This is a genomic window from Bradyrhizobium altum (assembly GCF_020889705.1).
GTDB lineage: Bacteria > Pseudomonadota > Alphaproteobacteria > Rhizobiales > Xanthobacteraceae > Bradyrhizobium > Bradyrhizobium altum.
Window position 1 is genome coordinate 1 of sequence record NZ_JACMYP010000078.1, and the last position, 25286, is coordinate 25286.

34 protein-coding genes are annotated in these 25286 nt (G+C 64.2%); 17 read left to right on the top strand and 17 right to left on the bottom strand.

The window, feature by feature from the left end; all coding sequences use genetic code 11:
* Positions 1–240: PaaI family thioesterase (locus H8B02_RS20085; protein ID WP_229167818.1), on the top strand; the 240-nt coding region annotated here is incomplete at its 5' end.
* A 140-nt stretch (positions 241–380) separates the two neighbouring features.
* A complete protein-coding gene (locus H8B02_RS20090; protein ID WP_229167819.1) occupies positions 381–1004 on the top strand; it encodes a GNAT family N-acetyltransferase in 624 nt (207 codons plus the stop codon).
* 107 nt (positions 1005–1111) lie between these two features.
* Here the strand turns inward: H8B02_RS20090 and H8B02_RS20095 are convergent, their stop codons facing one another.
* The 3 genes from H8B02_RS20095 to H8B02_RS20105 form a co-directional block, all read right to left on the bottom strand.
* Complete coding sequence (locus tag H8B02_RS20095; protein WP_050401418.1) at positions 1112–1420, bottom strand: hypothetical protein; 309 nt, start codon at positions 1418–1420, stop codon at positions 1112–1114.
* A gap of 89 nt (positions 1421–1509) precedes the next feature.
* Complete coding sequence (locus H8B02_RS20100; protein ID WP_229167820.1) at positions 1510–1809, bottom strand: putative quinol monooxygenase; 300 nt, start codon at positions 1807–1809, stop codon at positions 1510–1512.
* A gap of 16 nt (positions 1810–1825) precedes the next feature.
* Positions 1826–2509 (bottom strand): DUF2161 domain-containing phosphodiesterase, encoded by a 684-nt coding sequence (locus H8B02_RS20105; protein WP_229167821.1) that lies wholly within the window; start codon positions 2507–2509, stop codon positions 1826–1828.
* A 137-nt stretch (positions 2510–2646) separates the two neighbouring features.
* Between H8B02_RS20105 and H8B02_RS20110 the strand changes: the two genes are divergently transcribed.
* On the top strand, positions 2647–2991 hold the full coding sequence (locus H8B02_RS20110; protein WP_092113555.1) for a GrlR family regulatory protein: 345 nt from the start codon (positions 2647–2649) through the stop codon (positions 2989–2991).
* Here the strand turns inward: H8B02_RS20110 and fabG are convergent.
* Entirely contained in the window at positions 2988–3668 is a 681-nt protein-coding gene (gene fabG / locus H8B02_RS20115) for a 3-oxoacyl-ACP reductase FabG (RefSeq protein WP_212317641.1), read from the bottom strand. The genes H8B02_RS20110 and fabG overlap by 4 nt on opposite strands.
* Positions 3669–3792: 124 nt before the next feature.
* Between fabG and H8B02_RS20120 the strand changes: the two genes are divergently transcribed.
* Together H8B02_RS20120 and H8B02_RS20125 are read left to right on the top strand one after the other, a co-directional pair.
* Positions 3793–4500, top strand: a complete 708-nt coding sequence (locus H8B02_RS20120) for an SGNH/GDSL hydrolase family protein (protein WP_229167822.1) — start codon at positions 3793–3795, stop codon at positions 4498–4500.
* Positions 4501–4614: 114 nt separating this feature from the next.
* Entirely contained in the window at positions 4615–4815 is a 201-nt protein-coding gene (locus H8B02_RS20125; RefSeq protein WP_229167823.1) for a hypothetical protein, read from the top strand.
* A gap of 72 nt (positions 4816–4887) precedes the next feature.
* Here the strand turns inward: H8B02_RS20125 and H8B02_RS20130 are convergent, their stop codons facing one another.
* A complete protein-coding gene (locus H8B02_RS20130; protein WP_229167824.1) occupies positions 4888–5631 on the bottom strand; it encodes a tyrosine-protein phosphatase in 744 nt (247 codons plus the stop codon).
* A 113-nt stretch (positions 5632–5744) separates the two neighbouring features.
* On the opposite strand from H8B02_RS20130, the gene H8B02_RS20135 reads away from it, so the two are divergent.
* Positions 5745–6056 (top strand): MliC family protein, encoded by a 312-nt coding sequence (locus H8B02_RS20135; protein WP_229167825.1) that lies wholly within the window; start codon positions 5745–5747, stop codon positions 6054–6056.
* Between the two features lie 83 nt (positions 6057–6139).
* On the opposite strand, the gene H8B02_RS20140 is transcribed toward H8B02_RS20135, so the two are convergent.
* Entirely contained in the window at positions 6140–6340 is a 201-nt protein-coding gene (locus H8B02_RS20140) for a DUF2735 domain-containing protein (protein WP_229167826.1), read from the bottom strand.
* Positions 6341–6881: 541 nt separating this feature from the next.
* Here H8B02_RS20140 and H8B02_RS20145 point away from each other — a divergent pair.
* The 5 genes from H8B02_RS20145 (at position 6882) to H8B02_RS20165 (ending at position 10680) form a co-directional block, all read left to right on the top strand.
* A complete protein-coding gene (locus H8B02_RS20145) occupies positions 6882–7916 on the top strand; it encodes a glutamine synthetase beta-grasp domain-containing protein (protein ID WP_024581543.1) in 1035 nt (344 codons plus the stop codon).
* Between the two features lie 211 nt (positions 7917–8127).
* Positions 8128–8832: a hypothetical protein gene (locus H8B02_RS20150; protein ID WP_229167827.1), complete on the top strand. Its 705-nt coding sequence runs from the start codon at positions 8128–8130 to the stop codon at positions 8830–8832.
* Between the two features lie 5 nt (positions 8833–8837).
* Entirely contained in the window at positions 8838–9524 is a 687-nt protein-coding gene (locus H8B02_RS20155; RefSeq protein WP_229167828.1) for a substrate-binding domain-containing protein, read from the top strand.
* A gap of 32 nt (positions 9525–9556) precedes the next feature.
* The gene (locus H8B02_RS20160; protein ID WP_229167829.1) at positions 9557–10375 is read left to right on the top strand and encodes a tetratricopeptide repeat protein; all 819 of its coding nucleotides are present in this window, start codon (positions 9557–9559) and stop codon (positions 10373–10375) included.
* Between the two features lie 155 nt (positions 10376–10530).
* On the top strand, positions 10531–10680 hold the full coding sequence (locus H8B02_RS20165; RefSeq protein ID WP_229167830.1) for a hypothetical protein: 150 nt from the start codon (positions 10531–10533) through the stop codon (positions 10678–10680).
* Between the two features lie 14 nt (positions 10681–10694).
* Here the strand turns inward: H8B02_RS20165 and H8B02_RS20170 are convergent, their stop codons facing one another.
* The 5 genes from H8B02_RS20170 to H8B02_RS20190 all read right to left on the bottom strand — a co-directional run bounded on the left by H8B02_RS20170 (position 10695) and on the right by H8B02_RS20190 (position 16577).
* Positions 10695–11312: an Isoquinoline 1-oxidoreductase subunit gene (locus H8B02_RS20170; protein WP_312001060.1), complete on the bottom strand. Its 618-nt coding sequence runs from the start codon at positions 11310–11312 to the stop codon at positions 10695–10697.
* An 11-nt stretch (positions 11313–11323) separates the two neighbouring features.
* Positions 11324–11848 carry a (2Fe-2S)-binding protein gene (locus tag H8B02_RS20175; RefSeq protein ID WP_229167832.1) on the bottom strand — a complete coding sequence of 175 codons (525 nt, stop codon included), beginning with the start codon at positions 11846–11848 and terminating at the stop codon, positions 11324–11326.
* Positions 11845–14619: a xanthine dehydrogenase family protein molybdopterin-binding subunit gene (locus tag H8B02_RS20180; protein WP_229167851.1), complete on the bottom strand. Its 2775-nt coding sequence runs from the start codon at positions 14617–14619 to the stop codon at positions 11845–11847. The genes H8B02_RS20175 and H8B02_RS20180 overlap by 4 nt, the downstream gene beginning before the upstream one ends.
* Positions 14620–14761: 142 nt before the next feature.
* Positions 14762–15856, bottom strand: a complete 1095-nt coding sequence (locus tag H8B02_RS20185; RefSeq protein WP_229167833.1) for a hypothetical protein — start codon at positions 15854–15856, stop codon at positions 14762–14764.
* Positions 15857–16133: 277 nt separating this feature from the next.
* A complete protein-coding gene (locus H8B02_RS20190; RefSeq protein WP_229167834.1) occupies positions 16134–16577 on the bottom strand; it encodes a DMT family transporter in 444 nt (147 codons plus the stop codon).
* Between the two features lie 159 nt (positions 16578–16736).
* On the opposite strand from H8B02_RS20190, the gene H8B02_RS20195 reads away from it, so the two are divergent.
* A complete protein-coding gene (locus H8B02_RS20195) occupies positions 16737–18359 on the top strand; it encodes an ABC-F family ATP-binding cassette domain-containing protein (protein ID WP_229167835.1) in 1623 nt (540 codons plus the stop codon).
* 1 nt (position 18360) lies between these two features.
* Here H8B02_RS20195 and H8B02_RS20200 read toward each other — a convergent pair whose 3' ends face one another.
* From H8B02_RS20200 to H8B02_RS20210, 3 genes are all read right to left on the bottom strand, one after another.
* Positions 18361–18993, bottom strand: coding sequence for a DapH/DapD/GlmU-related protein (locus H8B02_RS20200; protein ID WP_229167836.1), 633 nt, complete (start codon positions 18991–18993; stop codon positions 18361–18363).
* Between the two features lie 79 nt (positions 18994–19072).
* The gene (locus H8B02_RS20205) at positions 19073–20047 is read right to left on the bottom strand and encodes a glycerophosphodiester phosphodiesterase family protein (RefSeq protein WP_229167837.1); all 975 of its coding nucleotides are present in this window, start codon (positions 20045–20047) and stop codon (positions 19073–19075) included.
* 100 nt (positions 20048–20147) lie between these two features.
* Positions 20148–20399: a hypothetical protein gene (locus H8B02_RS20210; protein WP_229167838.1), complete on the bottom strand. Its 252-nt coding sequence runs from the start codon at positions 20397–20399 to the stop codon at positions 20148–20150.
* Between the two features lie 211 nt (positions 20400–20610).
* Here H8B02_RS20210 and H8B02_RS20215 point away from each other — a divergent pair, with 211 nt between their 5' ends.
* Both H8B02_RS20215 and H8B02_RS20220 read left to right on the top strand, forming a co-directional pair.
* Entirely contained in the window at positions 20611–20907 is a 297-nt protein-coding gene (locus H8B02_RS20215) for an HU family DNA-binding protein (RefSeq protein ID WP_092113589.1), read from the top strand.
* A gap of 128 nt (positions 20908–21035) precedes the next feature.
* Positions 21036–21911 carry an MBL fold metallo-hydrolase gene (locus tag H8B02_RS20220; protein ID WP_229167839.1) on the top strand — a complete coding sequence of 292 codons (876 nt, stop codon included), beginning with the start codon at positions 21036–21038 and terminating at the stop codon, positions 21909–21911.
* A gap of 24 nt (positions 21912–21935) precedes the next feature.
* Here the strand turns inward: H8B02_RS20220 and H8B02_RS20225 are convergent, their stop codons facing one another.
* The 3 genes from H8B02_RS20225 to H8B02_RS20235 are packed head-to-tail and all read right to left on the bottom strand — an operon-like array spanning position 21936 to position 23585.
* Entirely contained in the window at positions 21936–22121 is a 186-nt protein-coding gene (locus tag H8B02_RS20225) for a hypothetical protein (protein ID WP_229167840.1), read from the bottom strand.
* 10 nt (positions 22122–22131) lie between these two features.
* Entirely contained in the window at positions 22132–22467 is a 336-nt protein-coding gene (locus H8B02_RS20230; RefSeq protein WP_229167841.1) for a PilZ domain-containing protein, read from the bottom strand.
* 8 nt (positions 22468–22475) lie between these two features.
* Positions 22476–23585 (bottom strand): DUF2336 domain-containing protein, encoded by a 1110-nt coding sequence (locus tag H8B02_RS20235; RefSeq protein ID WP_229167842.1) that lies wholly within the window; start codon positions 23583–23585, stop codon positions 22476–22478.
* Between H8B02_RS20235 and H8B02_RS20240 the strand changes: the two genes are divergently transcribed.
* The 3 genes from H8B02_RS20240 (at position 23575) to H8B02_RS20250 (ending at position 25184) form a co-directional block, all read left to right on the top strand.
* Positions 23575–23937, top strand: coding sequence for a hypothetical protein (locus H8B02_RS20240; RefSeq protein WP_229167843.1), 363 nt, complete (start codon positions 23575–23577; stop codon positions 23935–23937). The two genes, H8B02_RS20235 and H8B02_RS20240, sit on opposite strands and share 11 nt — an antisense overlap.
* On the top strand, positions 23909–24868 hold the full coding sequence (locus H8B02_RS20245) for an AraC family transcriptional regulator (protein WP_229167852.1): 960 nt from the start codon (positions 23909–23911) through the stop codon (positions 24866–24868). Before H8B02_RS20240 ends, H8B02_RS20245 begins: the two co-directional genes overlap by 29 nt.
* A gap of 121 nt (positions 24869–24989) precedes the next feature.
* Positions 24990–25184: a hypothetical protein gene (locus tag H8B02_RS20250; protein WP_376711689.1), complete on the top strand. Its 195-nt coding sequence runs from the start codon at positions 24990–24992 to the stop codon at positions 25182–25184.
* Positions 25185–25286 lie beyond the last annotated feature (102 nt).

Sequence of the window (25286 nt, forward strand, 5' to 3'; positions counted from 1 at the left end):
GCCTTCGCGGACTCGGTCGGTGCCGCCGCCACCGTGATCAACCTGCCTGAGGACGCCAAGGGCACCACGACGCTGGAGAGCAAGACCAACTTCATCGGCGGGGCGAAGGAAGGGACCACGGTGATCGCTACGGCGACCCCGGTCCATCGGGGCCGGCGGACCCAGGTCTGGCAGACCAGGCTGGAGACCGAGGACGGCAAACTGGTCGCGGTCGTCACGCAAACGCAACTGGTACTATGATGGGGCGATGATGTGATTTCTCGATCACATCATTGTTTACTTAAATGAATCTAGACACTTGAATTATATTGTGCGTCGCACAATATAGGAGTTGCTAGGGACTCGACGCCTCCTCGAGGGCTACCAAGAGGAGTTATGAAATGAACTATGATTCCATCCGTCCGACCTCCGCCAAGGGCACCGTGCGGACGTTGAGCCAGCAGGAGGAGCTTCCTCTGCTGCGCGATCACCTGTTGCGACTGGATCGTACCAGCCGCCATGATCGTTTTCATGGCTTCATCGACGACAGCTTCATCCGCCGCTACGCCGAGCGCTGCGCCAACGACGGCACGGTCATTATCGCGTATTTCGAGGATGGCGTGGTCCGCGGCGCGGCCGAACTGCATCCGCCGGAGCAGTCACCGGATGCGCAACCCGAGATCGCCTTCAGCGTGGAGCGGTCGGTGCGGCGCAAGGGCGTCGGCAGCACGTTGTTCCGCAAGCTGATCGCCGAGGCGCATGCCAAGGGCTACGGCAGCCTGCGCATCACCACCGGCGCGCAGAACGACGCGATGCGTGCGCTCGCCACCAAGTTCGGTGCGCAACTGACCTTCCGTCACGGTGAGTCCACGGGCAGCATCGACCTGACCGAACAGCACCAGGGCGAACCCGCACCGGTCGCTGCACCGGTTACGCCGGTCGAGGCCGCACGCGCGATCGTCGACATGAACCGCGCCTACTGGCGAATGGTGATGCAGATGTCCGGCTGGGGCCGGGCCGCCTGAGCCGATAGCGCTTCCAAGCGAAGTGGACACCGGTTCGCGATCAAACGTAAAAAGGGCAATCCGCTCAGCGGATTGCCCTCTTTCTTTGAGTAACCGGATGTTGTTTTTCAGGTGCCGGTGCGCTTGGCGGGCGCGAGACGGCGGACCACGCGGCGCTCGACCACGACCGAGCGCTGTGCGCCCTGTTCGCCGGCGATCACGCGGGTTGCCGTGCCGGTGCGGGCGCTGACGCGCGCGGTCTTCTTCACCTCGGCCAGCACTTCTTCATAGGGCAGCCCCATCAGCGACGACGCGATCTCGGCCTGGGCCTCGACGTCATCGGTGATGCCGATGGCGGCGAAGATTGCCTCCTCCAGCGTCGGCGGGTCGTGCCGCACGCGCCGGGTGCCATACTTGGTATTCCAGTCTCCGCTCATCGCCGCCTCATCTTTGAATCGCGGGAGATACGTAAGGTCCCCAATGTTGCATTGCAATATGAATATGAGATGGCAATCCAGCCATGCAGCTAGAGTCTCTCAATCTTGTGAGCGTCATAAAGTTCGATGGTGGTCGCAGCGGCCGCAAGAGATTGCAGGGAGCGGACGAAATCGCGTGAGGCGGGGACCGCGAAATGCGCCGCCAGCGCGGCGCGGTCCACCCATTGCTCGAAAAACACCAGCCTGAGCGGATTCTCGCAGTCGACCTGGACCGCGTGGGAGATGCAGCCGGGCTCGGTGCGCGAGCGATGGACATGTTCGAGGCTCAACCGCCGCACCTCGTCGAACGAGTCGGGGCGGGCGGTGACGCTGCCGGTGACGACAATCATGATCTCCCCCAGTCCGTTACGGGGCGGCTTCCGCCCCTGACGCATTGATCGGTTGCTGCGGCCAGCGCTTCAGCGCGGCACGGCCGGCATCGGTCAGCACATAGATGCCGCGCTCGGCGCGATCGAACCAGCCGTAGACATTATGCTGCAGGATCTTGCCGGCGTCGGGAATCTCGGCGCGGAGGTCGCGCACCCGCCGGGGCCCATCCGACAGCGCACAGGCGCAGGCCAGCGCCTGCTGCCGGTAGGCGGTCATGATCGGCGCGCGCGTCGATCCGCCCATGGCTGGATCGCCCTTGCGCTTCCGGTGCTCGGTGATCAGGCGCAAGCGCTTCTTCGGATTGCGGCGCGGTGCCGCAGTCGGCGGCGGCACCAGCACCTCGACGTCGCCGCGGTCGGTGACGCCGAGCATGCCGAAGCCGAGCCGCCGGCACAGATTGCGATACCGCGCGTCGCTCTCGCGGCCCTTGCCGCGGGCCGAAACCTTGGCCGCGATCCACACCTCGTCGGCGGCGGCGGCGCGATCGACCGCCTGCAGGATCAGTTCGAGATTGAAGGCGAGCTTCAGCTCACCGACCACCACGACAGGCGGATCGCCACCGCTCAGCGCCACGAGGTCGCAGCCGCCGATCTCGCCCTTCACCGTGAAGCCGAGCTTTTCGAGGAAGCGTTTGACGGGCAGATAAAGCGCGGTTTCCAACAGGCAGGCTCCTGCGGCATCCGGCCGCGACTCAGGTGCCAGCATAGCGCGGAATTGTGCCCGCTGAGGCGCATGGAATTTGCCCAAAGCGCGGCCAGGCGGCTATTATTGGGCCGGGACAAGGCGCAACCATCCTCATGATCCGGAACGGGCTCTATCATATCACCGTCGAATTTCTCGATGGCGTTTCTGGCGGCAACCAGGGCGTCATGGTGCTGCGCGACGGCCAGATGCGCGGCGGTGACTCGTTCTTCTTCGCCCATGGCAGCTACACAGCGGCCGATGGCAAGTGGAAGGGCGAGGTCACCAACGAGGAGCATTCGCCGACCTATGGCGAGCGCCCGGTGTGGGAACGCAAGGTGGTCACGATCGGCTTTACCGGCACCTACACCGACGAGACCGCCGAGGGCGACGGCATGGCGCTCGCCGGCAAGCAGAGCATCCGCTTCAGGTCGAAGCTGCGGCTGCTGGTTGCTGACTAAACCCGTCCATTGACCGGCAGCAGCGCGCCGGTGACGGCGCTCGCGGCGTCGCTGGCGAGGAACAGGATAACATCGGCGAGTTCCTTCGGCGTCACCCATTTGGAGATATCGGCCTTTGGCATCGCGGCGCGATTGGCTGCGGTGTCGATGATCGAGGGTAGCACGGCATTGACCGTGACCTTGCCCTTGAGCTCGGCGGCGAGCGACTCGGTGAGGCGGTGCACACCGGCTTTTGATGCTGCATAGGGCCCCATGCCGGAGGCGGCCTGCAAGGCGCCGAGTGCGCCGATATTGATGATCCGTCCGGCGCCCGATTTGGTGAGGTGCGGAATGGCGGCGTGCGACGTGTTGAAGGCGGTCATCACGTTCATCGCATACATGCGCTGCCAGGTCGCGGGATCGCCGTCGCTCACCGCTTCGAAGGTGAAGCCGCCTGCGATGTTGATTAGCCCGTCGAGTCGGCCGAAATGCGCCGCCGCCTTGTCGATCGCAGCCGTCGCCTGCGCGGTGTCGGTGAGATCGACACCGCCGAGCTCGATACGATCGGCCGTCGCGGCAAGTTGCGAGGCCGCATGATCGATGCCGGCAACACGCGCGCCGCGCGCCAGGGCTTCTTCGGCGACCACCTTGCCAAGCGCGCCAAGCGCGCCGGTGATGACGATGGCTTTTCCGTTCATGGCGGTCTCCGTATCAGCAACAGGTTGCTGCCCACTATGATCAGGCGGATTTCATTTGCAATGCCGCCAATTTCGTCTCCTACTGCGCGCATTCATCAATTCATTCACCTCAAGGATGTTTGCGATGCCGACACCGAGGGCCTGTGAAACTCATCTCGAACTCGTCAAGTTCAGCTACGGATTGCCGCATCTTACGCAAGCGCTCAAGCGCGACCGGAAGGTCAAGATCGTTGCCCTCGGATCATCGTCGACCGCGGGAGCCGATAAAATTCTCCCATTTCCACCACGGCTGGAGATCTTATGGCGAAGCCAGAAGCAGTCCTTCGGCCGGATGATCGACATCGTCAACCGAGGCATCGGCGGGCAGGAGGCGCCGGAAGAGTTCTCGCGCATCGAGTCCGATGTCATCGCTGAAGCGCCGGTGATGGTGATTTGGCAGGTCGGCACCAACGCCGTGTACAGGAACTACAACTTCGATCAGGTGCAAGCGACATTCGGGGCAGGACTCGATGTGCTCGCCGGGCTGCCGCTGGACGTCGTGGTGATGGATTCGCAATACACCCAGGCAATCATCGGCGCGCCAGACGTGCTCAAGCTCGCCAACCAGTTCATGCCAATGATCGCCGACGTCGCTGCAAGCAGGAAAGTCAACCTGTTCCGCCGCTTTGCGCTGATGAAGCAATGGGTCGATGCCGGAATACCGCTCTCCGAACTCGACGATGGTGCACAGGAGCATCTCCATACGAGCGAGTGGGCGACCGATTGTATCACTCAAGCGTTGCTCGGTGCGATCAACGATGCGGTTGCACGCAGCGCGAGCACGTCGTCCTGACTACGTAAGACTACGGAGGTGGGCCAGTTGGATAAAATTTGCGGCACTTCCGTAAGTCGTTTTCAGAACCCTTTGCCTAGAAGCGGAACTCTAGCCAAGGTAGGGGTTATGCGAATGGGAAATCTTCCGGATCACGGTTTACCGCTCGTTCAGCTTAAGGAGCAGCGGCGCGATCTCGTGGTGGCGCTGCAAAACCGCAACGGACCAGTGGGCAGCTGGGAGTTGATGCAGATCGCGGCGATCCAGCAGGCGATCTCGGCGTTCGAGGATGTGATCGCCGATCTCGACGCGGAGCTTGAGCTCGAGGCGGCCTGAGCTTTTTTCTGTCTGGTCGCATTTTCTTCACGCGAACCGGTGTCCACTCGATAACGCTCTCGCGTAAATTGATCAGGCCTGCAGATAGCGGCCTTCAAGCGCCTTGCGCTCGGCCTGGCCGAGCCCGAGGCCTTCGCGGAAATAGCTGTCGAGGCCGCCATAGTCGGCATCGATCGCCTCGAACGCCGCCTCGAGAAACGCCGCGCGGACGGTGCCGAGCACCTGCTTGACGTCATCAGGCAGCTCGGTGCTGTGGGCCGGGTCGCGCTTGTAGAACCGGTTGGTCAGGAGATAGTCGTCCGCGATCACCTGATCGGACACGCCGAGCGCGTGCAGGATCAGCGCGCAGGCAAAACCGGTGCGATCCTTGCCGGCGGTGCAGTGGATCACCAGCGGGGCGCGGTCCTCGAGCAGATGGGCGAACAGCGTGCGATAGCGCGGCGTGTTGTCCTGCACATAGCCGCGGTAGGAATCCCGCATCACATCGATCGCGTCGGCTTCCAGGAGCTGACGTTGGCTGGCGATCGCTCGCAGCGAAGCAACCACCGTCGGCTCGACGGGGAGTGAATGCACGGTGACGTCGGCCATGCTGCACAGCGCCTCGGCGCGCTCGGCGACGCCGCGGAAATCGAATGCGCTCTTGACGCCGAGGCCGCGCACCACGGTGACGTCCTGCTCGGTGAGATGCGCAAGATGGTTGGAGCGGAAGATCTGCCGCCAGCGCACCGTCCGGCCGTCACGCGTCTGGTAGCCGCCAAGGTCGCGAAAATTGCTGGCGCCGGCGAGGTTGAGGTGACGGGCAGGGGCTTCTGACATCGGGCGGGCCTGTTGCAGCTGATGAGGTCTTGGCACAGGAATCTTGGCGCAGAAGTCCTGGCGCAGGAGTGTCGGCGCAGACAGGTCTATAACCGGCCTCTCGGGGGGAGAATATGACTTATCGCGGAGGCGCCATTCTCGTCGGCGCAATTCTTTTCGAGATTTTTGGTTCCTCGGCAGCGCCGGCGCAATCCGCCTTCCGGAATTATCACTGTGCCGATGGCACGCAATTCATTGCCGCATTCTTCAACGGGGACACCAGCGCGCATCTGCAACTCGACGGCAAGGCGGTGACATTGACGAAGCGGCTGTCGCTGACGGGCACGCGCTACAGAGGCAGCGGTGTCACGCTTGAGATCACCCGGGCCGGACTGACCAGGCTCCGGCATGCGAAGCGGCCGGTGACGGCCTGCGAGCTGGCATGAAAAAGGGCCGAAACGCTTCGTTCCGACCCTTTCCTATTGCCCTGCTGCTGTCTGACGTTTTACGCCTTTGCGTTGCGTCGGCATCAGTGATCGCGGCTCGGTTTGGCATCGTCGATGGCCGCCTGATGGTACCAGCTCTCGCTGCAGGCCGAGGTCGCGACCTCAGTGGCCAGCTCGCGCGCCGTCCGCATCTCGCCGTAGCGGCGTCCGCCGAGAGCCGCGCGGCCCCCAGCCGGGAATTGATAGATCGTTGCCGATCCCTGATTTTGGCCCGTCGTAATCATCTCAAAGTCTCCTATGGCCGGAGCGAGCCTCCATGGTGCGCCCGACTCATTCGTGTGTCGTTACCGTCATTTTGATATCGGCCCGGGTCCGGCAGGGTGCAAGTTGACCAAGAAACGGTCATTTGCTGTCTAATTCGTGTGCAAATTCCGGTTTGCATCCTGCGAGGCAGGATGCAGCTGACCAACGCTTGGGCCGAGCCGATGGTTGCTCGGCGCCCGATGGTTGGACACAAACTGTCACATGGCCATGCCGCCGCATTAATCGGCGGCCGACGCCGTAGCTGAATTTGCTGCAGAAACGAGCGGCGGAGGGCGCTTAGAGAAGATTTTGGCTGACCGTGACGCATGCCAGCTGCGCTGCTTTGTCGCAGCTAAAAATGCGATGTCCGCTGTGGACATCCGCGGGCCCGGCGGGTGCCGCAGTGCAGCGACTGGCATTTTAATTGCTTAGTGAGAGCCGGCCGATGGTGGCCGGGTACGCGTGCGGCGGCCGACTGGCTTTCGGTTCCTCACGGTTTTGCATCATCAACAGAGAGGTTCAATGACCAAGTACAAGCTCGAGTATATCTGGCTCGACGGATATACGCCGACGCCGAGCCTGCGCGGTAAGACGCAGATCAAGGAATTCGCGTCGTTCCCGACCCTCGAACAGCTCCCGCTGTGGGGCTTTGACGGTTCGTCCACCCAGCAGGCTGAAGGCCACAGCTCTGACTGCGTGCTGAAGCCGGTTGCCTGCTATCCCGACGCTGCGCGCGAGAACGGCGTGCTGGTGATGTGCGAAGTCATGATGCCCGACGGCAAGACGCCGCATGTCTCGAACAAGCGCGCCACCGTTCTGGATGACGAAGGCGCCTGGTTCGGCTTCGAGCAGGAATACTTCTTCTACAAGGACGGCCGTCCGCTCGGCTTCCCGGAAGAGGGTTATCCGGCGCCGCAGGGCCCGTACTACACCGGCGTCGGCTACAAGAACGTCGGCAGCGTCGCCCGCAAGATCGTCGAAGAGCATCTCAATCTCTGCCTCGCCGCCGGCATCAACCATGAAGGCATCAACGCCGAAGTGGCGAAGGGCCAGTGGGAATTCCAGATCTTCGGCAAGGGCTCCAAGACCGCGGCCGACCAGATGTGGATGGCCCGCTATCTGATGCTGCGCCTCACCGAGAGCTACGGCATCGATATCGAATTCCATTGCAAGCCGCTCGGCGACACCGACTGGAACGGCTCGGGCATGCACGCCAACTTCTCGACCAAGTACATGCGCGAAGTCGGCGGCAAGGAGTACTTCGAGAGCCTGATGAAGGCCTTCGACAAGAACCTGATGGATCACATCGCCGTCTACGGGCCGGACAACGACAAGCGTCTGACCGGCAAGCACGAGACCGCGCCGTGGAACAAGTTCAGCTATGGCGTGGCTGACCGTGGTGCCTCGATCCGCGTGCCGCACTCCTTCGTCAACAATGGCTACAAGGGCTATCTGGAAGACCGCCGCCCGAACTCGCAAGGCGACCCCTACCAGATCGCTTCGCAGATCCTGAAGACGATCTCCGAGGTTCCGACCGGCGCCAAGGCTGCGGCTTAAATGGCTGCGGCTTAATGGCCGCGGCCTAAGCAGCTGTCGGACCCGGATGGAGCCATCCGATACCGCAATCGGGTCCGCCAGGGCGCCTGCCTTGGCGGACCTTTGCTTTTTAACGGCAGTCTTTGCGGCGGGCTTGCCGCCGAAAGCGGTTTCACTGCGTTATGAACCGCGCTAGACAACGGTTGTATCTTGGCTGCCGGGGACACGGCGCTTGTTTGAAGGGTTTTACAAGGTCCGGTTCGAGCTGGGCGGCGCCGTTGGCCGCAGCGTGATGTATGTCGGCGACGGTAAGATGCTCGGCGGCAACTCGGCCTTCGCCCATATCGGCACCTATCAGAAGGCCGGCGACGAGGTCGCGGTCGAGATCCAGACCGTCCGCCACAACCCCGATCCGAATTACCGCGCGATGGCCGGCACCGATGACGCGACGCTCATCGCCAGGGGCGGGCCCGATGGCGAGTTCTATCGTTTCAAAGGCGAGCTGAAGGAATTGCCCGGCGTGCCGTTCCAGTCGGTGATGACGCCGATCACCGAGGACGAAGTCCCGATCGCAGGCGGGGTCGGCGAGGGCGGCATCATCAACGGGCTCTATTCGATCCACATCCAGCTGCTTGACGGTGTCGACGGCAGCCTCACCGGCGTGATGCTGCTGAACAACGGCCGCATCCTTGGCGGCGATGCGTTCTTCTATTATCTCGGCACCTACACCTCCGAGAAAGGCCGCTGGAAGGGGCAGATCCTCAATCAGGAGCACACCTCGGCGATGGGCGAGAACCCGGTCTTCGGCGGCCATGAGGTCGGCATCGGCTTTGCGGGCACCTGCGACGCGGAAGGCGCCGTGCTCGAAGCGACGGCGCTCGCCGGCAAGCGCAGCCTTCGCCTCAAGGGCGCGCTCAAGCTGATGCGGCGGGCGTAAGCGGCATGGACAATTCGGTTCGCGTGCTCTCGACGCTGGCGCTGAAGGGCGTGGTCGCGCGTCTTGCTGCGGCTTACCAGGCGGCGAGCGGCGTGCGGATCGATGCCGACTTCGCGCCGACGCTGGCGCTGCTCGAACGCCTGCGCGGCGGCGAGGCCGCCGACCTCGTGATCCTGACCCGCGAGGGTCTCGACGAGATGACCGGCGAGGGCCGCGTTGCGCGGGAAAGTGCTGTCGATCTCGCGCGCTCCTATGTCGGCGTCGCCGTGAGGGCGGGCGCTGCGCATCCCGACATCGCGAGCGAAGCCGCATTGCGTGCGGCGCTGCTCGGCGCGCGGGCGGTGGCCTATTCGCGGCTCGGCGCCAGCGGCATCCTGTTCGCGCAGCTGATCGCGCGTCTCGGCATTGCCGAGGCGATCAACGCCCGTGCGGTGGTCATTCCGGCAGGCTTCACCGCGGAAAAGCTCGTCAGCGGCGAAGCCGATCTTGCGATCCAGCAGATCAGCGAGTTGATGCAGATCGATGGCATCGAAATCGTCGGGCCAATCCCCTTAGGCTTGCAGACGCCGGCGGTGTTTTCCGCGGGCCGCATGGTCGCCTCACAACGCGCCGCGGCCGCCGATCATCTGCTGCGGTACCTCGCGTCGGCCGATGTCGCGCCGGTGCTGCGCGGGACCGGGCTCGAGCCTTGAATTTGTCCACACCGAGACGCAACCTGCCAGTCATGTTCAGACCTCTCCCTGCAATCGTCCTTGCCGTGGCGCTGGCCGCACCTTTGCTAGCCCACGCGCAATCGGCCGACCTCGTGCTGTGCGACCGGCTTGCCGCCGATCCCACCGATCCCGACAAGCCGGCTGACGTGAAGGGCGTGCCCGAAATTGCGTCGGCGGATATCGCGACCGCGATCAAGTATTGCGCGGTGGCGGCAAAATCGTCGCGCCGCGCGATGTACGAGCTCGGCCGCGCCTATGCGGCCAACCGGCAGACGGCGGAAGCAATGTCGGCCTGGCGCAAGGCGGCCGACAAGGGCTCGACATCGGCGATGGTCGAGCTCGGTGTGCTCTACGGCAATGGCACCGGCGTCGCCAGGGACGAGGCGCAGGCGCGCAAATTGTTCGAGCGCGCGGCGCAGGCCGGCAACGCGCGCGGCGTCAGCAATCTCGCCGCCCTCGGCGGCAGCGTCGCGTCCGACCCGGCACGCGCGCGCGAATTGCTCGCCAAGTCTGCCGAGACCAATGCGGAGGCGCAGTACCAGCTCGGCATGATGCTGGCCGAAGGCAAGGGCGGCGCGCAGGACGATGCCGGCGCGCGGGCGTTGTTCGAGAAGGCTGCTGCGCAGAACCATCCGGGCGCGCTGGAGCGGATGGGCGCCTTCGCGCAGGCCGGCCGCGGCGGTCCGAAGGATAGCGATGCGGCAAAAGCCTATTACGAACGGGCGGCAGCGCTCGGCGATGAGGATGCCAAGAAGGCGCTGGAGCGCGCCCGCTGTCCGTACGTGATCAAGGACAAGCGCGGCAATGCCGTGACCAACCTCTGCTTCTAAAGCGTTTTCGAGCGAAGTGGACACCGGTTTACGTGAAGAAAACGCGTCAAACAAGAATTTAGAGCTTCGGTTCTGATTCACTCAGAACCGAAGCTCTAGGAACGCTCGCGCTCGCATGTCGTTGACGTGCGAAAGGCATCGGCGAGGCGATTGTCATGATCCGCAAGCTGCGTTCCGGCGAGTACCGGCTGTATTCCCGTAAGGTCAATCCGAAGACCGGCAAGCGCCGCAATCTCGGCACCTTCAAGTCGCGCGCGGCAGCAGAGAAGCACGAGCGCGACGTGCAGTACTTCAAGCACCACTAGTTCGGACGTTGCGGCTAGGGCGCGGGGCAGGCTGCGCCGGTCTTGACCCAGGCTTCGACCAAGGCGCCGGCCTCTGCTTGCGTGCCGGGTGCCGGCGAGCGGCCGAAGCCGGGATGCCAGGCCCAGCCGACCAGCGTGTCCTTGCCGATATGCTCGATCAGATCCTCGACCTTGCGGCCGCCATTGCGCGCGGGGTCGCGGATTTGCTCGCAGATCTCGCCGATGGTCTTGCTGGCCCACGCCATCTCGCGCGGCGCGAGGTGCCATTCCGGGTGACCCGGCACCCGACCGGGATCGAAATTGGCGTGCTGGTGGCAGATCGAACAGCGCATCGCGTTGGTGCCATGGCCATCGGCGCCGCGCGTGACCGGTGGCTGGTGCATGCGGCTGATGTCGCCCTGCCGCGGGCTGTCGCCGGTGGGATGGCAATTGGTGCAGCGCGGATGGGTGAGCACCTTGCCGAGCTCGGTGAAGATCGCCGCGGAGCGTTGTTCGACATTCTCGATTCCGGCAAAGCTTTCCGGCGAGGCGAGGGCGTGGCTTGCGCTCTCCGACGCCGCATAGCCGGCGCACAGGCTGGTCGCGAGCGCGGTCAGCACTGCCATGATCCGAAACCGCGTTTCCGATGTCATCGCTCGCGGGCTCACTTGCTGGCCGTCAGATAGCGTTTGGAATCGGCGAGGATCACGTCGCGCACCGCCTGATGATACTTGATGTAGCCGGTGCAGCGGCACAGATGGCCGTCGAGCGCTTCAGCGATGATTGTCTCGAGCTGGTCCCGCGCCACCGGCGTTTTCGCCAGCCGTTCGAGCAGCACCTGGCCCTCGTTGAGGAAGCCGGCCGTGCAATAGCCGCACTGGAACGCGAAGTGGTCGATGAAAGCGCGCTGCAACGCCGAGAGCTCGCCGTCCTTGGCGTGGCCCTCGACGGTGCGGATCGCCATGCCGTCGAAATTGGCCGCCGGCACCACGCAGGTCGGGCTGGTGTAGCTCGTGCCGTCAGGGTTATCGATGATGACAGCGCAGCTCAGGCATTGCGCGGCGCCGCAGCCGAACTTGGTGCCGGTCATGCCGAGCATTTCCCGAAGGAAATCGTTCATCGAGAGGTCGTCGCGGACCTCGATCGGGCCGTGCTTCCGGCCGTTGATGGTGAGGTTGAGCGTCGTCACGCAAGCGCTCCCTTGAGCAGGCTCGATGTTACCGGCAACGAGCGGAAGCGGTGGCCGGTGGCATCGTTGATGGCGTTGAGCAGCGCCGGCACGATCGGGATCATCACCACCTCGGCCATGCCCTTCGGCGGTTCGTCCGGCGTCAGCGGCGGCAGCATCTCGATCTCGAGATCATGCAGCGGCAGGTCGGAGCCGCGCGCGATCAGGTATTGGCCGAGATTCCACTGCCCGTTGCCGGGCCCGGCTTCGAACGGCGGCAGGGTTTCGAGCAGCGCGTAGCCGACGCCCATGGCAAAACCGCCATGCGACTGGCCAAGCACCACTTCAGGCACGAGCGCTTGGCCGCATTCGAACACGCTGTAGGCCTTGGCGATGCGCAAGATGCCGGTCGCGCGTTCGATCTCGACACGGACCAGCGTGCCGCACATCGAGGTATAGGCAGTGCCGATCCGGTTGTTGTCGGTCGGCGGGAATTTCACGCTGACGCGGTCGATCCGTTCGAATCGGCCGCGGCCGCGCCTGATCGCCAGTGCGTCGATCTCGGCGCGGTACTGCTCGCCGAACAGCGGGAAGCGCGCGCGCGACCAGGCCCAGCGCGAGAAGCTGTGCGCCACCGCGCCGGTGACGAAGCCGCGCGCATGCGCGGTCGCGGCAAGCTTTGGCAACGGCAGCGGCGCGAGATCGTCGAGCACGAGCTGGCCATCGTTCCAGCGCGCTTTGTCCCATTGCCGGGCGCGCGGATCGGCTTTGCCGATGTGCCAGAGCTCGAGCGCGGCCGGCCACAGGCCGAAGCGGAAGATGACGCGCGCCGCCTCGGCCGAGGAGTGCGTGCCGACATGGGCGCCGATCGACGCGCTCGTCGCCGAGCTGATCGCGGGGACCCAGCGCGGATTCTTCTCGGCGAGATCCTGGGTCTTCTGATCCATCGTGTAGGGATCGCCCGACGTCACGAGCCCGAGCGCGTCGTAACTGTCGACCCGGGAGACGGCGACCTCGTCGGCGATGGCGCCGAGATGGCCGGCAACGCGGTTGGCAAGCGCCGTGCCGATGCCGTTGCCCATCTCGACGTGATCGCAGAAGATCGCGATCCGTCCCTCGGGATCGATCTCGACCCGGCCGAGCGAGCAATCCGCGCCCGCGCCGTAATCCTTGGTGACGCATGCGACGCCGGTGCCGACCAGCTGTCCTTCCGATGCCTTCTGCTTGAACGCGGCGCGCTGCTGCCAGATCAGATGCTTTTCGAGCTTGTCGAGGATGTCGGGTGTGCGCACCGACACGATGTAGGGATTGCCGGTCATGGTCCGGCCGTTCTGCTTCAGCGCATTGTTGCGGCGAAACGCGATCGGATCGACCTTGAGCTCGCTCGCCGCCTCGTCGATCAGCACTTCGAGCGCGGTCATGGTTTGCAGCGTGCCGTAGCCGCGCATCGAGCCCGCGGTGACGCCGCGCGAATGCAGCGCCACGGTGGTGACGTCGACCTTCGGGATGTCGTAGATGCCGATCGCCGCGGTGGCGGCGACGGTCGCGACGTTGGCGGAGAAGTTGGCGAGCCCGCCGCCGTCGAGCACATGGTCTGCGGCGAATGCCGTGATCTTGCCGCTGGTGCGATCGATGCCGATCCGCGAGCGCATCTTGATCGGGTGGCGTTTGATGCCGCCCTGGAATTGCTGGTAGCGGTCGTGCGCCAGGCGCACCGGCCGTCCCGGGAAGAACATCGCCGCCAGCGCCACGTAAAGCACGAACGGGGTGTGATCGCGGCCGCCGAAGCCGCCGCCGACATGGGCGAACTGCGCGTTGATGTGCGAGGGGCGGAAGGGCGGGCGGGCCTTGCCGAGCATGAAGGCGATCGACTCGGTCGCCTCATAGGGCGACTGCACGCCGAGCACCAGTTCGAGATTTTCACTGTTGTCGCTGTACCAGGCGAGCCCGCTTTCCGGCTCGAGGAACATCGGATCGACCGACTGGGTCTCGAACTCGCGGTCGAGCACGAGTTGCGACGGATCGTCCATGCCAAGCTGGGCGCGGATCGCTTCGCCATGGATCGCGGCCTTGGCGTAGTCGGCCTTGGTCTCCTTGGCGAGCGGCAGCCAGACCGGCAGCGCCGCGTTCTGGATGCGGCTCGGCGAAACCCAGCCGGCCTGGATCGGCGAATAGACGTCGGGCGCCTCTGGCGTGGCGCCGGCGACGCGCGTGAAGCGATAGGCGCCGTAGTTCGGCAGGATCACCGGGCCGGTCTCGTCGCCGAATTTGACGAAGCCGACATCGCGCAGCGCGAGGCGTGCCCGGTCGAAGGCGTCGAACTGCTCGAAGATCAGCAGCGCGACCGGCTGTCCGAGATAGAGCGGGGTCGTGCCGACCGGGCAGAACAGATCGCCGGTGTAGAACTCCGGCACCCGCGTGCCGATCCGGTCGAGATCGGCCGACGTCACGACGACCGAGGGCTTCGCCGGACCATCGAGCCGGGCGAGGTCCATGCCGGCATAGACATGCGTGGCGTCGTTGGCCCGGACCAGGATGGCGTGCGAGGTGGTCGCAGGCCAGCCCGGCATGTCGGCGGCGCGAAAGTCGGAGGCGTAGAGCTTTGCGCCGGTGACCTTTGCCACCCCGTCGACGCGGCCGGCGCCCTTGGCCGCCGGATTGAAGTGGCCGCGCCCGGGAAGCGTCTCGCGGGTCGCGAAGGCCGGTTCCTTCGCAAGCGCCAGATGCGACAGGCTGACCGAGATGCCGCCTGCCGACAACCACTTCACGAAGTCGCGTCGCGAGGGCCGCATGGTCTGATCTCTCATCAACGCTTCGGCGGCGTATCGCGCCGCGGTTTATGAATTGGCAAAATACACGTTTCAGTGTTGCGGCAAAGCGAGCGCAATCGCAATGCCGCAATAGGTCGTAGCCTTCTCACTTGTAGATCTGGCCTCACTTGAGGTCGGCGATGGTGGCCGGTCCCGGACCCGGGGTGATCAGGGTCGGCCATTGCTTGGAACCGAACGGCACCAGCGGCGGCAGGAAGGTCGTCATGCCGCGCTTCTTGGTCTCGGCGATGATCGCCTCGCGCGCATCGCCCCCCATCAGTTCGTAGTCCATCAAATGGTAGCTGCCGAAGAACAGCGCGCCCACCGAGCGGTCGGCGATGATCCGGGTCAGCGACTCCAGCATGTCCGACGGCGTGGTGGTGAAGGAGATCGTCTCGATCAGCATCAGGCGGCTGTTGATGGCGTCAGGCCCGAAGAACTGCGCCAGCACGCTGAAGATCACGTTGTTCTGCCGCGCGACATAGATCGTGTTGCTCGCGCCATAGGTCTTGTCCCAGTCGGCGCCGAGCTGGGTCTTCCAGTCGGCCATGACGGTCATCCAGTGCGCGACCTGGGTCTGCGCGGCCCAGGCGACGTTCCTGGCGAGCAGCGGCGCCTGCTTCTTGCCGAATGCCTCGAGCGTCGCGAAGGGGATCGCGCCGGCGGTGAGGCATTCATCCATGAAGGCGATGTTGTTCTTGAGGATGGCGCGGTTGTTGTCGCGCCAGTCCGCCTGCATTGGCGTGGCATCGAGCCCGTCGAGCGCCGACTGCATCCGGCTGCGATAGGCCTGCATCGACCCGCGCCACGCCTTGTCGTCGGGATTGTCGACATAGGGGCCGACCACCTCGGCCATCGCCATCGTGCTGTGGCCGACCGACTTGAGCAGCTGATAGACGACCGGCACCTGCGGCGCTTCGGTCGGCGGCTTGCCCGGCCGGTACAGGATCAGGCGGCCGCCGGCGCCGGAGAACAGGCCAAGGATGACCGGATGCTTGTCGAGGATGTTCTTCTGGAAGATCCGCGCCGCATCGCCATAGAGCTCAAACATGCCGGTGTTGAGCGCCAGCACGTCCTTGGTCGCGACATCGGCCGGCGTGGAGGTGGTCTTGCCCGAGATCGGCGCCATGTAGTCGGGCAGCGACTGGGCCGGCGCCGCGCCACCGCTGCCGAGCAGCAATGCTAGCGCAGCGACGACCAAACGGAAACGATGGGTCATGTTGTGCTCCTCGCAACCTCCGACTCACGCCGAAGCCCGGGATGCGGCCTCTCGACGCTGGCGGGATGCGCAATTCTTTTGACGCAAATGAACAGGGGTGGTCGGTCCCGCATCACGCGACACGACGACGGCGGGTGCTTACAGCTAAGCGACGAATCGGCGGGTGTCCACACCCGGAGACTACCCGGGTGCTTGCGTCATAACGTCATTCGACGCCGGATTCAGCGGAGCTTTCTCATTCAGGGAATCAATCGCATCGACCGGCTTGTCGATCGCCTCAATCCTTGATCAGGAGCACGCCGCCGATGATCAGCGCGATGCCGGCCAGTCGTGAAATCGATACCGGATGCTGCGCCAGCCCGAACACGCCAAAATGGTCCATCGCGATGCCTGCGGTCATCTGACCCGCGACCACCAGCGCCAGCAAGGTCGTGGCGCCGAGCGACGGCAGCAGCAGGATCATCAGGAGGATGAATACGCCGCCGAGGATGCCGCCGCTCCAGGCCCACCATGGCACAGCCGATACCAGTTTCCAGGACGGCACCGGCTCTCGCGTCGCGACCAGCACGACCGCCATCGTCACGAAACCGCCGAGATAGCTGACGAGCCCGGCCCAGGCCGGCGAGTTCAGGGCGGACCGTAGGTTGCCGTTCAGGACCTGTTGAACAGCCACGGCGATGCCGGCGCCGAGCGCGAGCAGATAGAGAAACCAGACTTGCATGTGACGCCCCAAACCGGTCGCTGAAGTATTTCATGTCATATTCGATCGGCAACGTTCGTGGCATGCATGGAGCACGGCGCGAAACCCCAAGGAATGGGCTTCCACCCACGTCCCAGATCGAATAAGAGGCCGCAAACCCTCAGTTCCCAGTATGAGAGCATGATCCGCCTCGATAACGTCTCCAAGCAAGTCGGCCACCAGATCCTCTTCATCGAAGCCTCCGCGGCGCTCCAGAAGGGCGAGAAGATCGGCCTTGTCGGCCCGAACGGCGCCGGCAAGACCACGCTGTTCCGGATGATCTCGGGCCGGGAAATCCCCGATGAAGGCCAGGTCTCGCTCGATCGCGGCATCTCGATCGGCTATTTCAGCCAGGATGTCGGCGAAATGTCCGGCCGCAGCGCAGTCGCCGAGGTGATGGACGGGGCGGGACCCGTCAGCGTGGTGGCAGCCGAGCTTCGGGAACTCGAGGCCGCGATGGCCGACCCCGACAAGGCCGATGAGATGGACGACATCATCGCGCGCTATGGCGAGGTGCAGCATCAGTTCGAGGAGCTCGACGGCTACGCGCTCGACGGCCGCGCGCGCGAGGCGCTGTCCGGTCTCGGCTTCAGCCAGGAGATGATGGACGGCGACGTCGGCAAACTCTCCGGCGGCTGGAAGATGCGCGTCGCGCTGGCGCGTATTCTCCTGATGCGTCCCGACGTCATGCTGCTCGACGAGCCGAGCAACCATCTCGATCTTGAAAGCCTGATCTGGCTGGAGCAGTTCCTGAAGGGCTATGAAGGCGCGCTGCTGATGACCTCGCATGACCGCGAGTTCATCAACCGCATCATCAACAAGGTGGTCGAGATCGACGGCGGCCAGCTCACCACCTATTCCGGCAATTACGAATTCTACGAACAGCAGCGCGCGCTCTCCGACAAGCAGCAGCAGGCGCAGTTCGAGCGGCAGCAGGCGATGCTCGCCAAGGAGATCAAGTTCATCGAGCGCTTCAAGGCGCGGGCCTCGCATGCTGCCCAGGTGCAGAGCCGGGTCAAGAAGCTCGACAAGATCGAGCGGGTCGAGCCGCCGCGGCGGCGGCAGACCGTGGCATTCGAATTCCAGCCGGCGCCGCGTTCGGGTGAGGACGTCGTCAGCCTGAAGAACGTCCACAAGGCTTATGGCAGCAAGCGCATCTATGACGGGCTCGACTTCATGATCCGCCGCCGGGAGCGCTGGTGCGTGATGGGCATCAACGGCGCCGGCAAGTCGACGCTGCTGAAGCTGGTTGCCGGTTCAACCGAGCCCGACGACGGCGCGGTCGCGGTCGGCGGCAGCGTCAAGATGGGCTATTTCGCCCAGCACGCGATGGACCTGCTCGACGGCGAGCGCACCGTGTTCCAGTCGCTGGAGGACCAATTTCCGCAGGCCGGGCAAGGCTCGTTGCGCGCGCTCGCCGGCTGCTTCGGCTTTTCGGGTGACGATGTCGAGAAGAAGTGCCGGGTGCTCTCGGGCGGCGAGAAGGCGCGGCTCGTCATGGCCAAGATGCTGTTCGATCCGCCGAACTTCCTGGTGCTGGACGAGCCGACCAACCATCTCGATCTCGCCACCAAGGAAATGCTGATATCCGCGCTCTCCGAGTTCGAGGGCACGATGCTGTTCGTGTCCCACGACCGGCACTTCCTCGCCGCGCTCTCCAACCGCGTGCTGGAGCTGACGCCTGATGGCATCCACCAATATGGCGGCGGCTACACCGAATACGTCGCGCGCACCGGACAGGAAGCGCCGGGGTTGCGGAGTTAGCTCACGTTTTCCACCGTGCGCAGAACGCCTCGACGTCGCCGGACTGGAATTCCGGTAGCCGCTCCCAGATGGTCTCAGCCGGCCAGTTCCACCAGGCGATCTGCGACAGCTCGGCCGCGATCTTGCGGTTGAACCGCTCCTTGATCGGCCGGGCCGGCACGCCGCCGACGATGGTGTAGGGCGCGACATCGCGCGAGACCACCGCACCGGCCGCCAGCACCGCGCCGTCTCCGACGGTGACGCCGGGCAGCACGATCACGCCATGGCCGATCCAGACGTCGTTGCCGATCACGACGCGGTCGGCGCGCCGATCGCTGAAGAAGCCATGATCGCGCTCGGCGGAGGCCGAGTAGTATTCAGGGCAGTAGGTGAAGCGGTGCTGCGAGGGACGCTCGATCGGATGATTGGGCGCGCCGATCCGGACTTGCGCCGCGATCGCGCAGAACCGGCCGATCTGGGCGTCGGCGACGATGCAACCGCTGCCGAGGTAGGAGTAATCGCCGAGCTCGGTGTATTCGATCGCGGTGTCGCCGAGGACTTCGCAGCATCGGCCGACCTTGACCTCGCGCAGCTTGACCGTCGGCTCGATGACGGTTTCGGCAAGCTTGGGGCGGGTTGGGTTCGATTCAGTCATAAGGTTTGTCCTCGATGCGGCGAGCGGCGGCTTCAGTCGCACGATTTCTATTACGGCGAGATGACAGGAGACGCCGGATCTACCGGCCGGTGAGGCGGGCGATGGTCTCGATCTCGTTGGTCCAGATGCCGCCGGAATAGTTCTGGGGCAGGCGCCGGAATAGCTCGGCATCGTCGACCCCGGTCGAGAATTCGCCGCCCTGATAGGGGCCGAGCACGAACACCACGCTGTTTGCCGCCGCCATGCGGTTGAGGAAACGGTCCGGCCATCCCCACAGCCACGGCGCGTAGTTGATCGGCACCAGCACGATGGCGTTGCGGCAGGCATCCGGCACGATGCCGGTCCAGCCATAGCCGAGATAGCGAACGAGGCAGCGCTTGATCGCTGCGCGCGAGATCGTCCGCGTCCCCGGCGCAAGACGCCGGATCGCCTCGATCGGATCGTCGCCGCCATAGACCATGATCAGCTTGCGTCGCTCGGTGGGAAGCCCATTCAAGGCCGCCGCGAGCTTCTCGCCCTCGGAGGGATCGCGGCTCTTGACGTTGATCAGGAACCGGCGATCCGGAAAGGTCGTGAGCACCTCGTCCAGCGATGGCATCAACCCGATGCCCTTGCCGCGGAATGGAAAGGTCTTGCCGCCATCGGCGGTGTAGCCATAGCCGATATCGAGCATCTTCAGCCGTGCCATCGGCTGTTCGCGGGTGACGCCCTGGCCGTCGGTCCGGCAATCGACCGTCCAGTCGTGAAACACCGCGAATTCGCCGTCGGTCGTCGGATGGACGTCGAGCTCGACGATATCGGCGCCGCGATCGAAGCTCGCCTGCATCGAGCGGATCGTGTTCTCGAGATAGTCATGGGTTGGCGGCAGCATGCGCGCCGCGGTGCAGGTGTCGTTCCTGAGGTCGCGTTCGTCGAAGCGTTGCGCCATGCCGCGATGGGCGAGGAGCACCGGCTTGCCGCCGGCGTGGGTTGCGAGAAGACTGGAGTTGTTGAGGTAGATGCCGGCGGTGGTGGCAACGATAGCCGCTGCCGCGTATTTCAATTTCCTGCCCAAGCGACTCGTTTCCCTGCTGGATGGTTGCTCCGGGTAGGAGGCGTTTCTGGTCGATTTGCGGCGGCCCAATCCTTCAAGCCGTCGACTGCGGCAATCGACCTCACCATCGCATCCCTGAGCGCCGCGCTGTGAAGTCGTGGGTCGCACCGGGATGGACCACGACGTCGATCTTGCTGCCGGCAGCGATCGAACGGCGGGCGACGTCCTGGCACCGTTCTGGCGATGCTTCCTCGTCGTCTATCACGGCGAGCGGGCAAGGCGATGGTGGTTCGCAGTTTGCTGCCGCGGCCTGGTTCTTGAACTCGTCGACAACGGCAATCGCCTTGTTGAGCAAGTCCGCGCGTGGAATCAAGGCGCTAACCGGGGCGGGAAATATACACTGCAGATTGTTGCACTATCGAAGGTATCGCGATTCGCATGCTTGCGTTTCGGGCCTCGATAGGTTTTAAGCCCGGTGACTTCATGACCGTTGGCATGAACAAGAAGCGCGCTGCGTGGCTTTATCACATTCTGGACAGAGTTACATCGTAGCTCGCGCGCCCCCAAATTCAGAGGATTTCAGCATGGCCAAGATGACGAAGAATCAATTGATCGACGCGATTGCCGAGGGCACGCAGATATCGAAGAACGACGTGAGGACCGTCATCGAGCATATGGCGACCGTTGGCTACAAGGAGCTGAACGAATCCGGTGAGTTCGTCATTCCTGGCTTTGTGAAAATGTCCGTCGTGCATAAGCCTGCCACGGAAGCTCGCAGCGGTGTAAATCCTTTCACGAAGGAGCCGATGGAATTTGCAGCGAAGCCGGCCAGCAAGTCGGTCAAGGCGTCACCTCTCAAGGTCGCCAAGGACGCTGTTTAAAGACTACGGTTTGCGGCAAGCCACGCGCGCAAGCAATGCAACGGCGCATGGCCTGCCGCGCTGTGTCCGGCTTGTCCGGCCCAGCATCGCCCGCTACGCTTCTCAAAAAAGAGCGGGAGCGAAGCGGCATGAAGCAGATCAGGATCGGCGATATCACGATCGATGCGGTGATCGAGCGCGAGGGGCCGTGGCGGCGGCCGCAGGATTTCTTCCCGACCTATGACGACGCCGTGTTCAAGCATCACCTGAAGACGATGGAGCCGGAGGTCTTCGATGCCGCGCGCGGCATGATGTTGATCACCTATCAGACCTTCGTGGTGCGGACGCCGCGCTACACTATCCTGGTCGACACCTGCACGGGCGAGGACAAGGGACACCCGCCGCCGTTCGACTTCCCGGGCAAGGAGCGCTGGCGCAACGAGCTGTTCGCGCTCGGCATCTCCTATGAGCAGATCGACTACGTGTTCTGCACCCATCTGCATATCGATCACACCGGCTGGAACACCACGCTGCGCGACGGCCGCTGGGTGCCGACCTTCCCGAACGCGAAATACGTCTTGCACAAGGGCGAGTATGCGGCCTGGGAGGCCGAGAATGCCAAGGGCGCCAATCCGCCCGGCACGGTGTTTCGCGACAATTGCCTGCCGATCGTCGAGGCTGGGCAGGCGCTCCTGGTCGACGACGACTATGCGCTCGACGACACCGTCACGCTGACGCCGACGCCGGGCCATTCGCCCTGCCATTGCTGCGTCAACATTTTCTCGAAGGGACAGCGCGCGGTGGTCGCCGGCGATCTGATGCACCACGCGATCCAGTGCCGCGAGCCGGAGTGGTCGGCCAAGCCGGATTGGGATCCGAAGCAATCGGCGGTCTCGCGGCGAAAGTTCTTTGCCTCCGTTGCCGGGACCGACACGCTGATCCTGCCGATCCATTTTCCGGCCCCCACGGTCGGCCTGATCAAGGCGGACGGCGACCGGTTCGACTATCGCTTCAAGCGCGAATAGGGCGCGGCAGTCGGCAGCTCAAGGTCACCGCGCCATGCTGGTCCGGCGCGGAACCTGGGTCAGAAACCGTTCGAGATCGCTGCACAGGCGATGGGCGAGCTCCTCGTCGATCTCGAACGTCGCGATGGTGCCGGCGCACTCGATTGCGATGGTGCCGCGCAATGGTGCGGCGGAGACCGCCGATACCGCGATGCTTGTTGCTCTCTGCATGGTCATGTCGTCAACTTCCCCTCGGGCCGGTCGCCGCCAATCCTGATCTCGGAACGACGGCGCGTCCCTTTCGCTTTCGTTCTTCGATGAATCGCACGCCGATCTCGGTGCCGTCGACACGAACCAGCTCGCAGCGGCGGAACGCCAGTCCGCGCGAGGACAAGACCAGGAAGAACTCCTGGGCCTTCAGCACATCAAGCGTTCCGTCGACCTCGAGCCGGGCGCCGCTTTGCGAGACGTCGAGCAGGATGCAGCTTCGCCGCCAGGTGCCGTCGACCCCCATGAGATTGACGGGATGGCGCGTCTCAAGCTTGACGCGCTCCGCCCTGCGGTCACCATACGCCATGACGCCACTCACACTGCCTGAACGGGTTTTGCAGCCAGCTCGCTCAGCGAGCCAAACCGGATCATGCGCTGCGCGTTTGAGAGCGGCAGTGCTTCGAACATCTTCCGGGCCTGCTCAAGCTGATCCGGTGGGACCTTCGATCCGGCCTTCCGGTAGCTGACGATGGTGGCCGTCGTATTCCAGTTCAGTCGCGATGCACGGCAGGCGATCACGAGCCCGCTGATGTCGGCGGCTTCCATCAACGGCGCGATCGTCGCGCTCGGAACGGTCGCGAGCTGCGCCAGCGCCGCGACGACGTTGTGGACTTCCTGCCGGATCGCGAAACGGTTGACGCTGGAATCGTTCAGCTGTCCGGAATTGTTGAGGGCCATCACCGTGGCCCGCGCCTCCGCATAGTCGATCGTGGCTGGTGGGCTTGCGGAGGCGCGGGCGGCGCCTGCATCGATGGCGGCGCGGATCGCGTGCCGGATATCGGGGCGGGCGATCCTGAGCAGCTGGGCCTGCCGGCGCGGCGTGGATCGCGCGACGAGGTCGGCAAGAACGCGGTGAGGCAGGTCCTTGCGCGAGACCAACGCGGCTGCGATGTCCCCGTCGCGCTCGGCGGCATCGACCATCATGGCAAGGCCTGCGCTGGTCATGTCCGCGCCGGGATTGCTTGCGAGAGCGCGAAGCACATTGCTGTCGCCGCGCATCAGCAGAATGTCCGTGAGCTCCTGGTTGACCGCCTTGCGTCCTGCGATCGCGCAGAGATGTCCCTCGGCCCGCATCCAGGCAATGTCGATCAGATCGGCGTCCGGAATGCACGCGCAGTTTCGCAGGATCGGCGCGGCGACGTCGGCATCGTCATGGTTGGCGAGGCGACGGGCGAGCTCCCGTGGCACCAGATGCAAGTCGGCGAGCGAGCGGCTGAGCGTGGTCAGGGTGCGCAGCTCGACGCTCTCGGTCAGACGGATCAGGATGTCGTCGAACAGCCTGACCTGATGCTCGCTGAGGCGGTGAGCGTTGTCGAGAAACAGCCCGGCCACCTCCTGCAGCATGCGCGTGCGGAGGTCTGGGGAACCGGCTCTCAAGACATGGTCGAGCTTGGCAATTAGATCGGGCGAGGCAATGGCTGTCATTGCGGTCCCTAAAATGTTCCGCGACGGGGAACAGCATTGTTCCCAGCGTCAATCTGCTCCCCGAATCTTTAATAGGGGTATAGAAATCGATGTGGAGGCTGATCCCAGCGGGGGATATCTTGGCAAACACTATCGAAATTCGGCAGCAGCGCGGTTTTGCCAGGTTGTCGGGTTCGACGAGCGGACCGCATTTTTGCTGATCGAGCTCATTGGACGATTCGTATTTTGTGCACGGAATTTATCAATGCGGCCGGTGCGCTGTGCGCGGCGCCGCGTGCAAATTTTAGAGACCATTTTACAGGAGCAGTCATTTGACGGCGCCATTGCTGGTGCCGAGAGTCTTTCGTTTTGACGATGTTGATGCATTCCGGAGTTCGATCCGAGATCTGGATGTTGATTTCACGCCACTTGCGCGGAAGATTTCGGCCGAGCAGGTCATCCTGAGTTTGCCGGGATGCGAGCTCAACTACACGCAGTCGTTCCCGCGGATCGTCGACGCGCAGCTTGCGCGGCAGACCACCGCGGTCGGCTTCACGATGGATGACGGCGTTCCGATCCGGTTCAACGGCGTCGAGCGCGATCGTGCGGTGATCGTACTCGGTGGCGGCGGCGCGTTCTACACCTCCGTGGAGGAGACGCCCCGCCAATATGTCTCGGTGATGTTCACGCCCGAGATTGTCGACCGCGGCTGGCCGAGTGCCGGGCTCCATTTCAGCATTCACGAGATCTCTCAACGCGCGCAGGATCGGCTGCGCGAAGTGGTGAGGCAGGTCCTGCTCGTCACGTCAGACCAGGTCACGATTGCGGAGTTCGCGACGGGCGTGTCGATCAAGGAGACGCTGCTCGCCGCAATCGACAACGCGTTCGCCGAGATCGTGCCGGCCAAGTGGGCGACGCGGGCCAACACGACGCGCCAGTTCAAGGTCTTCAACGACGCGCGCGCCATTCTGGCCGGCGACGTGGCTCACCCGATCTACAGCGGCGAACTCGCCCGGCAGATCGGCGTGTCGGTGCGCACGCTGCATGACGCGATCCAGCGCTACCGGGGCGTCAGCCTGCATCGCTATCTGCGGCTGCGCCGGCTCTGGCTGGTGCGCCAGCAGCTGCTCGCCGGTGCGCCCAGCGTCAAGGCCTGTGCGCTGGCCTACGGGTTCTGGCACCTCAGCGATTTTTCGCGGAGCTACCGGTCGCAGTTCGGGGAGGCGCCATCGGAGACGCTGGCGGCCTCGCGCCGTGCCGGCGTCGCGCCCGCCGATCCGGCTAGCGGCAGACATGATTCGTAACAATTCGCCTGAACGGAATCTTAACGGCCGCCGAGGAATCTGTTGGTACGATTCCACCAGAGGCGGGCTGATGCATCCCCGACGATTTGCGCGTGTTCGTCCAACAGGATGTGTATCCAGCGTGGTCAAGCTCCAGCTCGAACCGAAGGCGCCGCTGATCGAATGCCGGCTGGTGGATTATTCCGCCGGCGGGGCCTGCTTGGGATTCTCCAAGCCGGTCCAGTTGCCCGAGCGTTTCGAGATGTTTCACGGCAACACCCGGAAGCGTTGCCGGCGGGTCTGGAGCAAGGGCGTCCGGGTCGGCGTCTCGTTCTGAGGACACCGATCAACAGCGGTTCGGGCCGCGCCCTGCGCGACCCGATTGAGTCCCGATGAAGTCTGTCCCGATTGAGGGGGCTAAATAAGCGTCGGCGAGGGG